The organism is Streptomyces sp. NPDC001568, from assembly GCF_042893755.1.
Lineage (GTDB): Bacteria > Actinomycetota > Actinomycetes > Streptomycetales > Streptomycetaceae > Streptomyces.
In genome coordinates this window covers 373,867-385,751 of record NZ_JBIAVF010000004.1, presented here as the reverse complement: position 1 = coordinate 385,751, position 11,885 = coordinate 373,867, and the positions used below count along the sequence as shown (strand labels likewise).

Here is an 11,885-nt window from a genome sequence, read left to right as displayed (position 1 = left end):
GGGGCGATCTCGGGGCTACCTGAACAGGTAGCCGAACACCGCGTCGCCGACCCGCTCGTCGGTGACCTCGGCGCTGTTGGCCTCCTCGCGGGCGAACTTCACGGCCTGCTGGAGCCGCTCGACCTTGTCGAGGAGTTCGTTGACGCGGCGGGCGGGCAGGGCGCCGGAGAACTTCACGGTGGTCCAGTAGCCGACCGCGACGTCCTCGTAGTACACCTCGACCTGGGCCGGGTGCTTCTCGGTGGCCTCGGCCTTGACGTGGTTGCGCGGAACCTTCTTGGTGCGGATGGTGCGCACGGCCTCCGTCTTCCAGGAGTCCGTGGACGGATCCAGGTTCCAGGATTCCGAGGCGTCGAGGACCGGCAGCTTCCGCACGAAGGTGTGCAGGTCGGTCAGCTGCTTCTCCAGGAAGAGCAGGTAGGGCACAGGCACCTGGGGAAGCAGGACGTTCCCGTCGACGACGACGTCCGCCGCCGCGCTGCGGTTCGCCCAGTCCTTGGTGGCCGTGACGTCGAAGAGGCGCGTCAGCGTGGCCGCCGTCGATCGCAGCACGTCCTCCGCCTTGACCTGCACCCGGGTGGACTCGGGCGGCAGTTGCTCGCCCTCCTCGTCCTTGGGCTGGTACGTACGCGAGATGCCGGCCAGCAGGGCGGGCTTCTGCACGTCGTGGTGAGCCTGGGTGAGCTCCTGGAGGGACTTGGACTTGACGCCCTTTTCGACTGCGATGATCTGATTCAGCTTCGGCACGTGGTCAACCTAGCAACTCGGTTCGTACGATCACCATTCGATTTCCGCGGAGCGCGGCCGGTCGGTGTGGGCGAGGGAGCCGGCCCCGCTCGCGCGGCGGGGCCGGGACCGTCAGAGCGCCTGTGCGGTCAGGTGGACCGGCAGGTCGAAGAGGTCGTTCTGGGTCAGGATCGGCTTGTTGCGCAGTTCCTCACGGGGCACGGCCAGGCGCAGGTCCGGGAACCGGGCGTAGAGCGCGGGGAGGGCCACCAGCGCCTCCAGTCGGGACAGGGCCGCGCCGGGGCAGACGTGGGGGCCGTGGCCGAAGGAGATGTGACGGTTCGGGGTGCGGGTGACGTCGAACTCACCGGCGGTCGAGCCGTACTGGGCCTCGTCACGGCCGAGGGCGCCGAAGGAGACGATCAGACCCGCGCCGCGCGGCAGGATCCGGTCGCCGACCTCGATGTCCTCGGTGGCGAAACGGATCAGGACGTGCGAGGTCGGGGTGGACCAACGCAGGGTCTCCTCGATCACGTTCTCCCACGAGACCTCGCCCTTCAGCACGAGGGCGCGCTGCTCGGGGTGGGTCTCCAGGGCGACGACGGCGTTGACGATGAGGCTGATCGTGGTCTCGTGGCCGGCCGCGACCATCAGCTGGAGGGTGTTGGTGATCTCCTCGGTGCTGAGGTGGTCACCGTCCTCGGAGGCCGCGATGAGGGCGCTGGTCAGGTCGTCGCCGGGGTTCTCCCGCTTGGACTCGACGATCCGGGAGAACAGCGCGCCGAGGTCCGCCATCATCTGCGGGACTTCCTCGGGCAGGGTCTGGGTGGAGAAGAACTTCTCGAAGAGGGCCTTCAGGCGCGGGTGTTCGGCGGCGTCCACACCCATGAGTTCACTGATGACGTTCATGGGGAGCGGGTAGGCGAAGCCGGCCTTCAGGTCGACGCGCTCGCCGGCGGGGCGTTCGGCCAGCGCGTCGAGCATCCGCGTGGTCAGCGCCTCGATGCCGGCGCGCAGCTTCTCCACCCGGCGGACGGTCAGGGCCTGGGCGACCAGGGTGCGCAGCCGGCGGTGTTCGTCGCCGTCGACGGTCAGCATGGAGCGGCCGGGGTTGGCCAGGCCGATCAGCGGCCAGTCCGCGGGTATCTCGCCGCGCTGCCAGGCCCCCCAGACGTTGATGTCCTTGACCACTCTGGAGTCGGTCAGGAGTCTTCTGGCCTCGGCGTGGTGCGTGACGGCGTACACGCCGACACCGCCCGGCAGGACGACGGGGACCAGCGGGCCGGCGGCGCGCAGCGCGGCGCTCTCGGCGTCGAGGTCGGTGACGAAGGGGTCCAGGACGAGGGGGGCGGGGCCGGTGTGGTCGATCGGGCACGTCATCGGGTGGCTCCAAGCGCGGGGGTCGGGGTGAAGGTCACGGGGAGGTCGGTGAGTCCGCGCAACCAGGGCGACGGCCGGCGGGTGAGTCCGTCGGCCCGGCCGGCCAGGTCGACGTCCGGGAGCCGGTCGAGGAGGACCTCGATGCCGGTCCGGGCGATGACCTCGGCGACCTCCTGCGCGGGGAACGGGCACCGGTGTTCGCCGTGACCGAAGGAGAAGAAGGCGTTGTTCCCGCCGGTGAGGGACCCCGCGTCGGTGCGTACGTGCGGGTCCCCGTTGGCGGCGGCCAGGCCCAGCAGGACCAGGTCGCCGCGGCCGATGTGCTGTCCGCCGAGCTTGGTGTCGCGGGTGGTCCAGCGTCCGGCGACGTTCTGGGTGGGGGTGTCCTCCCAGAGGACTTCGTTCATGGCCTCGCCGACGCTGTGCCGGCCTCCCGCCAGGGAGGCGGCGAACCGGTCGTCGGTGAGCATCAGGCGCAGGGTGTTGCCGATCCAGTCGGCCGTGGGCTGGTGCCCGGCGGCCATCATCACCATGAGGTCCTGCGCGATCTCGTCCACGGTGAAGCCCGCGGTGTTGGCGAGCATCCGGGAGGCGACGTCCGGGCCCGGGGCGGCCTGCTTCGCGGCGAGCAGCGCGTACATGGACTCGCCGAGGTGGCGCTGGCCCTCCAGGGCGCCCGCCCGACCGTTGATCATGTCGTTCATGGCGGTGACGAGGCCGGGGCCCTGCTCGTCGGAGAACCCGTAGAGACGGGCCAGCACGCGCAGCGGCAGCAGCATGGCGTACTCGCCGACGAGGTCGCAGGCTCCCCGGCCGCACAGGCCGTCGATGAGTTCGTCCGCGAAGCGTTCGGCGTGGCCCTTGAGTTCGAAGGGGTCCACGGCTTCGAGGGCGCCGGAGATGACGGCGGCGCGTTCGCGGTGGCGTTCACCGACGGTGTAGAGGATCGACGGCTGCTTGCGGCCGATCATCGGCAGCAGCGGCCAGTCGGCGGGGATGCGGTCCCACTGGTTCCACAGGTCGGAGTCGCGGGAGAAGAGCTGCGGGTCGCTGGTGACCTGGTGCAGTTCGCGGTACCCGAGGACCAGCCAGGCCGGTACGTCGCCGTCGAGCACCACCGGGGCCACGGCGCCGTGGTCGCGGCGCATCTCCCGGTACAGCTCGATCGGGTCGGTCTGGAAGCGGGGGCCGCCGAGGTAGACGGGCTGGGGCTCGGGGGTGGTCACGGGGTGGGCTCCGGGATCGTGTGCAGGACGGCCGTCTGGTGGCGCTGGAGGTGCTGGAGGTGCTCGACGAGGGAGATCAGCACCTGCTGGCTGGAGCTGCGCGAGCGGGCGTCGCAGAACAGCAGGGGCACCTGGGCGGGCAGGTCGAGCGCCTCGCGGATCTGCTCGGGGGTGTGGGCGGGGCCACCGAAGTCGTTGCAGGCGACCACGAAGGGCGTGCCGTGGTGTTCCAGGCGGTCGATGGCGTACCAGGAGTCCGCGAGCCGGCGGGTGTCCACGAGGACGACGGCGCCGAGAGTGCCGGAGAACAGCCGGTCCCAGAGGAACCAGAACCGTTCCTGCCCGGGAGCGCCGAACAGGTAGAGCACGTTGTGGGCGTCGAGGGTGATGCGTCCGAAGTCGAAGGCCACCGTGGTCGCGGTCTTCGCGCCGACCGCGGAGGTGTCGTCGACGGCCTCGCCCGCCTTGGTCATCGTCTCCTCGGTGTTCAGCGGACGGATCTCGCTGACCGAGCGGACCATGGTGGTCTTGCCGACCCCGAACCCACCCACGATGACGATCTTCAGGCCGTTGTCGGCCGTGCTGCTGAGGGTCTGCCGGGTCGTGCCCCGGTCAGAGGTTGCGGAGTCCAACGAGCACCTGCTCCAGGATGTCGAGGTCGGGAAGGAGGTACGTCGAACGCGGGTGCCGGGCGCTGATGCGTCCGGTCCCGAGGAGGTCGGCGAGGAGGATCCGCACGATGGACACCGGCAGCCCGAGCTCGGCCGCGATCTCCACGACGGCGGTCGGGAACCGGCACATCCGCAGGATCGCGACGTGCTCGGACTGCATGCCCGGCACGGGGTCGCATTCCGTGACCACCAGGGTCACGAGGTCGAACGCGTCCGAACCGGAGCTGCTGCGGCCGCCGGTGAGGGTGTAGAGCCGGTCCGGGGAGTCGTCCCGGCCCGGCCTGCCGCGGCTCAACCCCGGGGCCTGGCGATCAGATGTTCGCTCAGCTGCTCGACCAGTTCGGACATGTTGTGGCCGACGAAGCCCGCGTCGGCCTCCTCGTCGGCGACCAGCGCGAGGTGCGCGCCCTCGCCCGCCTCGACGATGAAGAGGATCCCGCCGTAGAACTCGGCCATCGCGGAGCGCACTCCGCCGGTGCCGTCACCGAACTCGATGGACGCGCCGTGGGACAGGCTCTGGATGCCGGCGGCGATGGCGGCGAGCTGGTCGGCCTGGTCGACGGACAGCTCGGGGGTACGGCACAGCTTCAGCCCGTCCCGGGACAGCACGAGGGCGTGCCGGGCGCCGGGGGTGCGCTCCAGGAGTCCTTCCAGGAGCCAGCTGAGCGTCTCGTCGGTGGTGGTGCCGGTCATCGCGTGTTGCCTTCCGGGTGCGGGGGGTTCGGGGGCTGCTGCGCCGAGTTGCCGCGCACGGCCTGGCGGAAGCTGCCGAAGCGGGCGGCGGACTGGGAGGCGCCGGTGGGGGCGGCCGGGTTGCGTGCCGCCGCTCCTGCGGCGTCGGGGCCCTCGGGGTGGGCGGCGGCCAGGGTCCGGCCGCGCCGCCGCTGGGGCAGTCCGCTCTCGCCGATCACCGGGTTCCGGCCGGTGGGTTCGGAGTCCTCCGTGCCGGCGGCGGGAGCGTCGGCGCCGGCCGGTCCCTCCGTCCGGGGCTCGTGCCCGCGCGCGGGCGCCGGCGCGGGCACGGTGGCGTCGTCGTCGGCGGGGCCGTGGTGGGCGGGCTCCGCCTCGGGGACGACCGCGGGCGCCGCCACGAGCGCGGGGGCGGCCGGTGCGGCCACGAGCGCCGGGGTGGGCAGGACTTCGGCCGCGGTGCGGCTGATCAGCTCTTGCGGCAGCATCATGAGCGCGCCGGTACCGCCGCGCGCGGAGGGCCGGAAGGACACCGTCAGCCCGTGCTTGCGGGCCAGGCGCCCCACGACGGCGAGCCCGAGGCGGGTGCCGGAGAGGCCGGCCAGGTCCAGCGATTCGGCGGTCACGGCCTGTTCGGCGCGGCGCAGCTGGACCTCGCTCATGACGAGTCCGCTGTCCTCGACGGTGATGATGACGCCGGCCGGGACCTCTTCCACGTAGACGTGGACCTCGGCGTTGGGCGGGGAGAAGTTCGCGGCGTTGTCGAGGAGTTCCGCGAGGGCGTGCATGACGCCCTCGGCGGCGTGCCCGGCGACGGCGGCCTCGCTGGTGGAATGCAGCCGGACGCGCTGGTAGCCGCCGATGCGGCCCATGGCGCCGCGCAGGATCGACTCCATGACGATCGGCTTCGCCCAGCGACGGCCCGAGCGGGCTCCGGTGAGGACCGCGATGGAGTCGGCGAGGCGGCCGGCCTGGGCGGTGCGGTGGTCGAGGTGGAGCAGGTCGCCGAGGACGTCCTCGGCGGCGTGCCGGTGCTCCATGTCCCGCAGGTCGGCGAGCATTCCGGTGGCGAGGGCCTGCATGCGGCCCGCGGCGTTCGCGGCGGCGGCCATGGCGGCGGCGCGGCCGGAGCGGGCTCGCCGCAGCTCCTCACCGAGCCGCTCGCGGGAAGCCAGTTGGGCGGAGGTCATGCGGTCGAGTTCGGCGGCGTGCGAGGCCGTCAGGTGCTCGCGGTCGGCGTTGCGTGCCGTGGTCAGCCGCTCCACCTCGGCGGCGTGCTCGGCGACGAGGCGGGTGCGCTCGGCGGTGCGGCCCGCCGTCTCGCGGGTCGCCTCGGCGGTGAGGCGGGCGAGGTGGGCGTCGCGGTCGGCGAGTTCACGGCCGAGGGCGGTGAGCCGGCCCCGCAGCAGCCGGGACGAGCGCGCCGTCCAGGTGAGGGCGCAGGCCGCGACCGAGAGCGCCAGCGAGCCGGACGCCGAGAACCAGCCGAGTGGTTCGCGGACGGACGCCGGGGCCGCGGCCACCGCCGCCATGGAGAGGGCGCCGGTGGCCACTGCTGTGATCAGCAGGGCGAGCACAGCGGGGCGAAGGGGGGAAGGCGACGCCGTCATCAATCAAAGCCTCAAACCGGGCGTATATGGAAGAGAGGGTTCCTGTGGCAACGAGGGATAACTATATGAGGATTGCTGATCGTTTAGGAAAGGTCTTGAAGGAAGTTACGCTGCGTAGCGCCCACTAAGGACAGGTCTGGAGCGGTTTCGGGGCTATGGCATGGCATCCTGTGACGTCACAACTCGCCGGACTGGATCGGCGGCGGACGTCCGGTGAATATGGGGAAGGTCCATGAGGCTCTGCTTCCTGGTGGAGGAGCACTACCGCCACGACGGCATGCCGAACGAGGTGATCCGGCAACTGACCGCCTGGGGGCACCAGGTCGACGTCGTTCGACCGGGCGGCTCGCTGCTGCGCATGGCCGAGGTCGTAAGGACCGGCGTGCACGACGCCTGGGTCCTCAAGACCGTGTCCGGAGGCCCGGGGCTCACCCTCCTGGAGGCAGCCGCGGCCACCGGCACGACCACGGTCAACGACGCCCGCTCGATCCGCGGCGTACGGGACAAGGCCCTCGCCGCCGCCCTCGGCAGCGCGCACGGCCTGCCGATGCCGACGACCTGGGCGGTGGCCCGGCCCGAACTCCTGGCGGAGGTACCGGACTCGGAGTACCCGCTCGTCGTCAAGCCCGCCGACGGCAGCTCGGGCCGCGCGGTGCACCTCGTACCGTCACCGGACCGGCTCGCGGAACTGCTCCCCGAACTCGCGGGCGAGGGCATGCTCATCGCCCAGCCGTACGTACCCAACGCCGGCACCGACATCAAGGTGTACTGCGTCGACGGGGACCTGTTCGCCACCGAACGCTGCTCCCCCCTGCACCCCGACCCGGCCGTGCGCGAGCGCCGGGTGCCGCTGCCCGCCGAAGTGGCGGCGATCGCGGCCCGGGTGGGCGAGGTGTACGGGCTGGACCTGTACGGGGTGGACGTCCTGCTGGGTCCCGACGGGCCGGTGGTGGTGGACGTGAACGACTTCCCGAGCTTCCGTCAGGTACCGGACGCGGCGGCCCGGGTGGCGCGCGCCGTCCTCGCGCTGGCCGGCGCGGGCGGCGCCGCGCTGCCGGCCCGGTCCGGGCCGGCGGCGTCCACGACCACGACCACGCAGATCGTCCCCGGGGCGTCCGTGCCGCCGCGCCCGCTGCCCGGGGGTTCCGCGGCGGCGTACTCCGCGCTCCCCCTGACGATCCCCGCGCAGGCTTCCGCCGGGGCGGGGGACGGCGCGTGAGGGTCGCCCTGATCGCCCCCGACCCCGGGCATCCGCTGCTCGCGGCCACCGCGGAGCTGCTCGCCGCCGAACACACGGTGCTGCCCCTGGACCCCGCGGCGGGGGCCGCCGGCGCGGGAGGGGCGACGCCCGACGTCTGCCTGCTCAAGGCGCGGACCCCGGCGGCGCTGGAACTGGCGCGGGAGCTGGAGCGGCGGGGCTGCGTGGTGCTGAACTCCGCGGCGGCCACCGAACGGTGCCAGGACCGGATCACCATGGCGGAAGTGGCCCGCGCGGCGGGGCTGCCCTTCGCCGGCACCCGGGCGTTCGCGACCCTGGCGGACCTGGTGACCTGGGCGGCCGAGCGGCCGGACCGGCCGCTCGTGGTCAAGAGCCGGCGCAGCCGCAAGCACGACCTGGTCGCCCGCGTGGACGGATCCGACGGGCTGCGGGCGCTGGCGCCGACCTGGGGCCAGGAGCCCGTCGTCGTCCAGGACTTCGCGCCCAACAACGGCTGGGACCACAAACTGTGGGTCGTCGGGGCCCAGGTCTTCGCGGGCCTTCGGCGCTCCGAACTGGCTCCCGATGCGCGGGAACCGGCCGCGACCCGGGACGGACCGCCCCCGCGGTGGGCGGAGTCGGCGCTGCGGGTGGGCGAGGTCTTCGGCCTGGAGATCTACGGCGTGGACGTCATCGAGACCGTCGAGGGCACCCCGCTGATCGTGGACGTCAACGCCTTCCCGGGGATCCGGGGCCAGGCCGGCGCGCCGCCGGCCCTGGCGGACCTGGTCCTGCGCCGGGCCAGGGCTACTTGATGACCTCGACCTTCTTGTCCCCGGCGGAGGCGACGGCCTGCGAGGCGGCGCCCAGCACGGCGACCACGGCGAACAGGACGGCGGCGACGGCGGCCTTACGCTTGCGGTTCACGGTTCCCCCTGCGTCATGACGGTCCGCGGCCCTCGACGGCCCGCGGCCCTCGAAGCCTCCCACCGGGCCCGGCGGGCGGCAAGGCCCGGGCGGACGCTTTGGTCTGCGGACAGTCGAGACGAGGGTGGTGCCATGCGCGCGGTGGTCTTCGAGCGGTACGGGGAGTTGGCCGGCGTACGGGAGGTGCCCGATCCGGATCCGGCTCCGACCGGCGTCGTCGTGCGCGTCGAGGCGACCGGCCTGTGCCGCAGCGACTGGCACGGCTGGATGGGTCACGACCAGGACATCGTGCTGCCGCACGTACCCGGCCACGAACTGGCCGGGGTGGTCGAGGCGGTGGGGTCCGCGGTCAGCGCCTGGCGGCCCGGGGACCGGGTGACCGTACCGTTCGTCTGCGCCTGCGGCAGCTGCGCGGACTGCGCCGCCGGCGAGCACCAGGTGTGCGCGAACCAGACGCAGCCCGGCTTCACCCACTGGGGTTCCTTCGCCGAGTACGTGGCCCTGGACCATGCCGACGTGAACCTGGTGGCCGTCCCCGAGGACGTCTCGTTCGCGACGGCCGCCGGCCTGGGCTGCCGCTTCGCGACGGCGTTCCGCGCGGTGACCGCCCGGGGCCGGGTGGCCCCGGGCGAATGGGTCGCCGTCCACGGCTGCGGCGGGGTCGGCCTGTCGGCCGTGATGATCGCGGCCGCGGCGGGGGCACGGGTGATCGCCGTCGACACCGCGCCCGGCGCGCTGGAACTGGCCCGTGCCTTCGGGGCGGCCGCCTGTGTGAACGCCGCGGACGCCGGGCCCGGGGGGACCGCCGGGGCGGTGCGGGAGTTGTCCGGTGGCGGCGCGCACCTCTCGCTGGACGCCCTGGGCTCCCCCGCGACCGCGGCCGCCTCGGTGGCCGGGCTGCGCCGGCGGGGACGGCACGTCCAGGTCGGGCTGCTCCCGGCGGCGGCCGGCCGGGCGGCGCTGCCGATGGACCGGGTGATCGGCTGGGAGCTGGAGGTCCTGGGCAGCCACGGGATGGCCGCCCACGCCTACCCCCCGATGCTGGAACTGGTCCGCTCCGGGACGCTGCGGCCCGACCTGTTGGTCACCTCGCTCATCGGGTTGGATGCGGCCCCGGCGGCGCTCGCCGCGATGGGCACGGCGGTGGGGGCCGGGGTCACCGTCATCCTGCCGACGTCGCCCCGGTGACGCCCTCGCCCGGGGACCGCGGCTACTCCGCGTAGGGCTGGTCGGTTCCCCGGGCGCTGTATCCGAGGCTCCACACGTAGCCGTCCGGGTCGGCGAAGGTGCCGCCGTACCCGCCCCACGGCAGGGCGCCGGCGGGCTTGAGGACCGTGGCGCCCGCCTCCCGGGCCTCCGCCATGATCTCGTCGACCCGCGTCTCGCTGCGGACGACGTAGGTCAGGACCAGTCCGCTGAAGCCGCTGCCCTCCTGGTCCGTGCCCACCTGGTCGGCCAGGCCCTCGCGGCTGTAGAAGCCGACGGGCGAGGCCCCGTCCGATGCGAAGAACACCGAGATGCCGAAGTCGTCGCTGATCTTCCAGCCGAGCCCCTCGGAGTAGAACCGCTTGGCCCGGTCCATGTCCCGGACGCCCAGAAGGATCGAGCTGACGTGCGCTTTCATGTCCTGCTCCTTGCACTGTGGGTGGATGCGTTCCGGGCATGCGGGCCCTTGCCCGTAGGCCACGACGGCGGGTGTTCGCCGGTCGATCGGTACGACGGGGACGGGATTCAGGACTGCGTGGGGGCGAGCGACCCGGAGGCTTCCCAGACGAAGCCGTCCAGGTCGGTGAAGGCGTCGGCGGCGCCGCCGAGGACGATGCGGTGCGAGCCGGCGCCGTCGACGGGGACGCCGAGGTCCTTGGCCAGGGCACGGCGCTTGTACAGCGCCACCTTGACCCGGCTGGACCGGCCCGGGGCGAACTCGACGTACTTGCCACCGAAGCTCTTGGCCACGGTCAGGCCCCGATCGACGTAGAACTGCTTGGTGGCCTTCACCGCCTCGACGCCGAGCAGCAGGACGACCTCGTCGATCTCGCGGGTGTCGGGGCCGGTGTCCTTCTTCGCCGAGGTCGCGATCTTCCAGATCGTCCCGTCCGGGGCCCGGACGACGCCGCCGTAGCCCCACAGGGACTTCGTGGCGGGCTTCAGGACGGTGGCGCCGGCGTCCACGGCGGCGCCGAGGAAGCCGTCGACGGTGGCCGGACCGGACACCGTGAGCCCCAGGGTGAAGCCGCGGAATCCGGTGGAGTGCGCCTCGGAGGCCCGCAGACGGAGGTACGCGTCCACGCCGAAGGCGCTGTAGAAGCGGCGGGCGGCCTCGAGGTCGGCCACCTCGAGGGTGACGGACGTGAGGGACGTGAGGGCTGCGGTGGAAGCGGTGGTTGCCATGACCATCACGCTAGGGGCCGCGGGGCACTCGGGGCTTCTCGATTCCTGACCGGTCTTGAGACCTGCTTCGCCACGCACGCCGGCATCCCCTCCACGTTGATCGCCGGCCCCCCGTCGCGGGCCGTGCCCGCGGCATCGGCATGGTCGGTCGCCGCATCCGCCGCCTGACGCCGGAAGGCCCCGGGCGGCATGCCGACCAGTTCGGTGAAACGGGTGGTGAACGTTCCCAGCGACGCGCAGCCGACCGCGAAGCAGACCTCGGTGACGCTGAGGTCGCCCCGCCGCAGCAGCGCCGTCGCCCGTTCGATGCGACGCGTCATCAGGTACGCGTACGGCGACTCGCCGTACGCGGCCCGGAACTGCCGACTCAAGTGCCCGGCGGACATGTTCACATCATGGGCGAGCGCCTCCACGTTCAGCGGCTGCTCGTACTCCCGGTCGATCCGGTCGCGGACGCGGCGCAGCCGTGCGAGATCGGCCAGCCGCTGCGCCTCGACGCGCGCGCGCCGCCATTCGGGCTTGCACATGAGGGCCCTCCCCTTCGTCCTTCATCGTCCCCTTCCACCGACGGCCTCAGGGGTGGTCGCGATGCCGGCCCGCACGGCCGCATCGGCACCCGCACGGATCAGCGCAGCTCCTGGATGCGGATCAGGTTGCCCGCGGGGTCGCGGAACGCGCAGTCACGGACGCCGTACGGCTGCTCGGTCGGCTCCTGGACGACCTCGGTGTCGCCGGCCTGCACCTTCTCGAACGTGGCGTTGAGGTCCGGGGTGGCCAGCAGGATCCAGCCGTAGGTGCCCTTGGCCATCATCTCGGTGATCGTGCGGCGCTCGTCCTCGGTGATGCCGGGATCGGCGGCGGGCGGCGCCAGCAGGATGGACGTGTCCGGCCGGCCGGCCGGGCCGACCGTGATCCAGCGCATCCTGCCCTGCCCGACGTCGCTGCGGACCTCGAAGCCGAGGACGTCGCGGTAGAAGGCGAGCGACGCGTCCGGGTCGTCGTGCGGAAGCGAGGTCATGTGAATGGTGATGTCCATGGGGGCAGGCTAGGGGCGACTGCGTGCGGC

The 11,885-nt window shown here is 72.8% G+C and carries 14 protein-coding genes; 3 read left to right on the top strand and 11 right to left on the bottom strand.

Annotated features, from left to right (window positions below; translation table 11 throughout):
* Positions 1-15: 15 nt before the first annotated feature.
* From ACFY0I_RS09865 to ACFY0I_RS09835, 7 genes are all read right to left on the bottom strand, one after another.
* The gene (locus ACFY0I_RS09865) at positions 16-747 is read right to left on the bottom strand and encodes a hypothetical protein (RefSeq protein WP_388892609.1); all 732 of its coding nucleotides are present in this window, start codon (positions 745-747) and stop codon (positions 16-18) included.
* Between the two features lie 111 nt (positions 748-858).
* Complete coding sequence (locus tag ACFY0I_RS09860; RefSeq protein WP_388892607.1) at positions 859-2,106, bottom strand: cytochrome P450; 1,248 nt, start codon at positions 2,104-2,106, stop codon at positions 859-861.
* The gene (locus tag ACFY0I_RS09855) at positions 2,103-3,332 is read right to left on the bottom strand and encodes a cytochrome P450 (protein WP_388892605.1); all 1,230 of its coding nucleotides are present in this window, start codon (positions 3,330-3,332) and stop codon (positions 2,103-2,105) included. Before ACFY0I_RS09855 ends, ACFY0I_RS09860 begins: the two co-directional genes overlap by 4 nt.
* Positions 3,329-3,964 carry an ATP/GTP-binding protein gene (locus ACFY0I_RS09850; RefSeq protein ID WP_388892603.1) on the bottom strand — a complete coding sequence of 212 codons (636 nt, stop codon included), beginning with the start codon at positions 3,962-3,964 and terminating at the stop codon, positions 3,329-3,331. Before ACFY0I_RS09850 ends, ACFY0I_RS09855 begins: the two co-directional genes overlap by 4 nt.
* Entirely contained in the window at positions 3,945-4,298 is a 354-nt protein-coding gene (locus ACFY0I_RS09845; protein WP_388892601.1) for a DUF742 domain-containing protein, read from the bottom strand. The genes ACFY0I_RS09850 and ACFY0I_RS09845 overlap by 20 nt, the downstream gene beginning before the upstream one ends.
* Complete coding sequence (locus ACFY0I_RS09840; RefSeq protein ID WP_281210250.1) at positions 4,295-4,696, bottom strand: roadblock/LC7 domain-containing protein; 402 nt, start codon at positions 4,694-4,696, stop codon at positions 4,295-4,297. Before ACFY0I_RS09840 ends, ACFY0I_RS09845 begins: the two co-directional genes overlap by 4 nt.
* Entirely contained in the window at positions 4,693-6,303 is a 1,611-nt protein-coding gene (locus ACFY0I_RS09835; protein ID WP_388892599.1) for an ATP-binding protein, read from the bottom strand. Before ACFY0I_RS09835 ends, ACFY0I_RS09840 begins: the two co-directional genes overlap by 4 nt.
* A gap of 232 nt (positions 6,304-6,535) precedes the next feature.
* Between ACFY0I_RS09835 and ACFY0I_RS09830 the strand changes: the two genes are divergently transcribed.
* The 3 genes from ACFY0I_RS09830 (at position 6,536) to ACFY0I_RS09820 (ending at position 9,616) form a co-directional block, all read left to right on the top strand.
* A complete protein-coding gene (locus ACFY0I_RS09830) occupies positions 6,536-7,522 on the top strand; it encodes a RimK family alpha-L-glutamate ligase (protein WP_388892597.1) in 987 nt (328 codons plus the stop codon).
* On the top strand, positions 7,519-8,316 hold the full coding sequence (locus tag ACFY0I_RS09825; protein WP_388892595.1) for a RimK family alpha-L-glutamate ligase: 798 nt from the start codon (positions 7,519-7,521) through the stop codon (positions 8,314-8,316). Before ACFY0I_RS09830 ends, ACFY0I_RS09825 begins: the two co-directional genes overlap by 4 nt.
* A 244-nt stretch (positions 8,317-8,560) precedes the next feature.
* Positions 8,561-9,616 carry a zinc-dependent alcohol dehydrogenase family protein gene (locus ACFY0I_RS09820; RefSeq protein WP_388892593.1) on the top strand — a complete coding sequence of 352 codons (1,056 nt, stop codon included), beginning with the start codon at positions 8,561-8,563 and terminating at the stop codon, positions 9,614-9,616.
* Between the two features lie 22 nt (positions 9,617-9,638).
* On the opposite strand, the gene ACFY0I_RS09815 is transcribed toward ACFY0I_RS09820, so the two are convergent.
* From ACFY0I_RS09815 to ACFY0I_RS09800, 4 genes are all read right to left on the bottom strand, one after another.
* Positions 9,639-10,052 (bottom strand): VOC family protein, encoded by a 414-nt coding sequence (locus ACFY0I_RS09815; RefSeq protein ID WP_388892591.1) that lies wholly within the window; start codon positions 10,050-10,052, stop codon positions 9,639-9,641.
* Positions 10,053-10,159: 107 nt separating this feature from the next.
* Complete coding sequence (locus tag ACFY0I_RS09810) at positions 10,160-10,825, bottom strand: glyoxalase (RefSeq protein ID WP_388892589.1); 666 nt, start codon at positions 10,823-10,825, stop codon at positions 10,160-10,162.
* The gene (locus tag ACFY0I_RS09805; protein WP_388892588.1) at positions 10,825-11,346 is read right to left on the bottom strand and encodes a helix-turn-helix transcriptional regulator; all 522 of its coding nucleotides are present in this window, start codon (positions 11,344-11,346) and stop codon (positions 10,825-10,827) included. The genes ACFY0I_RS09810 and ACFY0I_RS09805 overlap by 1 nt, the downstream gene beginning before the upstream one ends.
* 98 nt (positions 11,347-11,444) lie before the next feature.
* Positions 11,445-11,855 carry a VOC family protein gene (locus ACFY0I_RS09800; protein ID WP_388892586.1) on the bottom strand — a complete coding sequence of 137 codons (411 nt, stop codon included), beginning with the start codon at positions 11,853-11,855 and terminating at the stop codon, positions 11,445-11,447.
* Between the last annotated feature and the right edge of the window lie 30 nt (positions 11,856-11,885).

Bases quoted from the DNA above. Each gene is read 5' to 3' on its own strand.
- ACFY0I_RS09860 (WP_388892607.1), bottom strand. From the start codon at position 2,106: ATGACGTGCCCGATCGACCACACCGGCCCCGCCCCCCTCGTCCTGGAC.
- ACFY0I_RS09835 (WP_388892599.1), bottom strand. From the start codon at position 6,303: ATGACGGCGTCGCCTTCCCCCCTTCGCCCCGCTGTGCTCGCCCTGCTG.
- ACFY0I_RS09820 (WP_388892593.1), top strand. From the start codon at position 8,561: ATGCGCGCGGTGGTCTTCGAGCGGTACGGGGAGTTGGCCGGCGTACGG.
- ACFY0I_RS09800 (WP_388892586.1), bottom strand. From the start codon at position 11,855: ATGGACATCACCATTCACATGACCTCGCTTCCGCACGACGACCCGGAC.
- ACFY0I_RS09805 (WP_388892588.1), bottom strand. From the start codon at position 11,346: ATGTGCAAGCCCGAATGGCGGCGCGCGCGCGTCGAGGCGCAGCGGCTG.
- ACFY0I_RS09830 (WP_388892597.1), top strand. From the start codon at position 6,536: ATGAGGCTCTGCTTCCTGGTGGAGGAGCACTACCGCCACGACGGCATG.
- ACFY0I_RS09810 (WP_388892589.1), bottom strand. From the start codon at position 10,825: ATGGTCATGGCAACCACCGCTTCCACCGCAGCCCTCACGTCCCTCACG.
- ACFY0I_RS09815 (WP_388892591.1), bottom strand. From the start codon at position 10,052: ATGAAAGCGCACGTCAGCTCGATCCTTCTGGGCGTCCGGGACATGGAC.
- ACFY0I_RS09840 (WP_281210250.1), bottom strand. From the start codon at position 4,696: ATGACCGGCACCACCACCGACGAGACGCTCAGCTGGCTCCTGGAAGGA.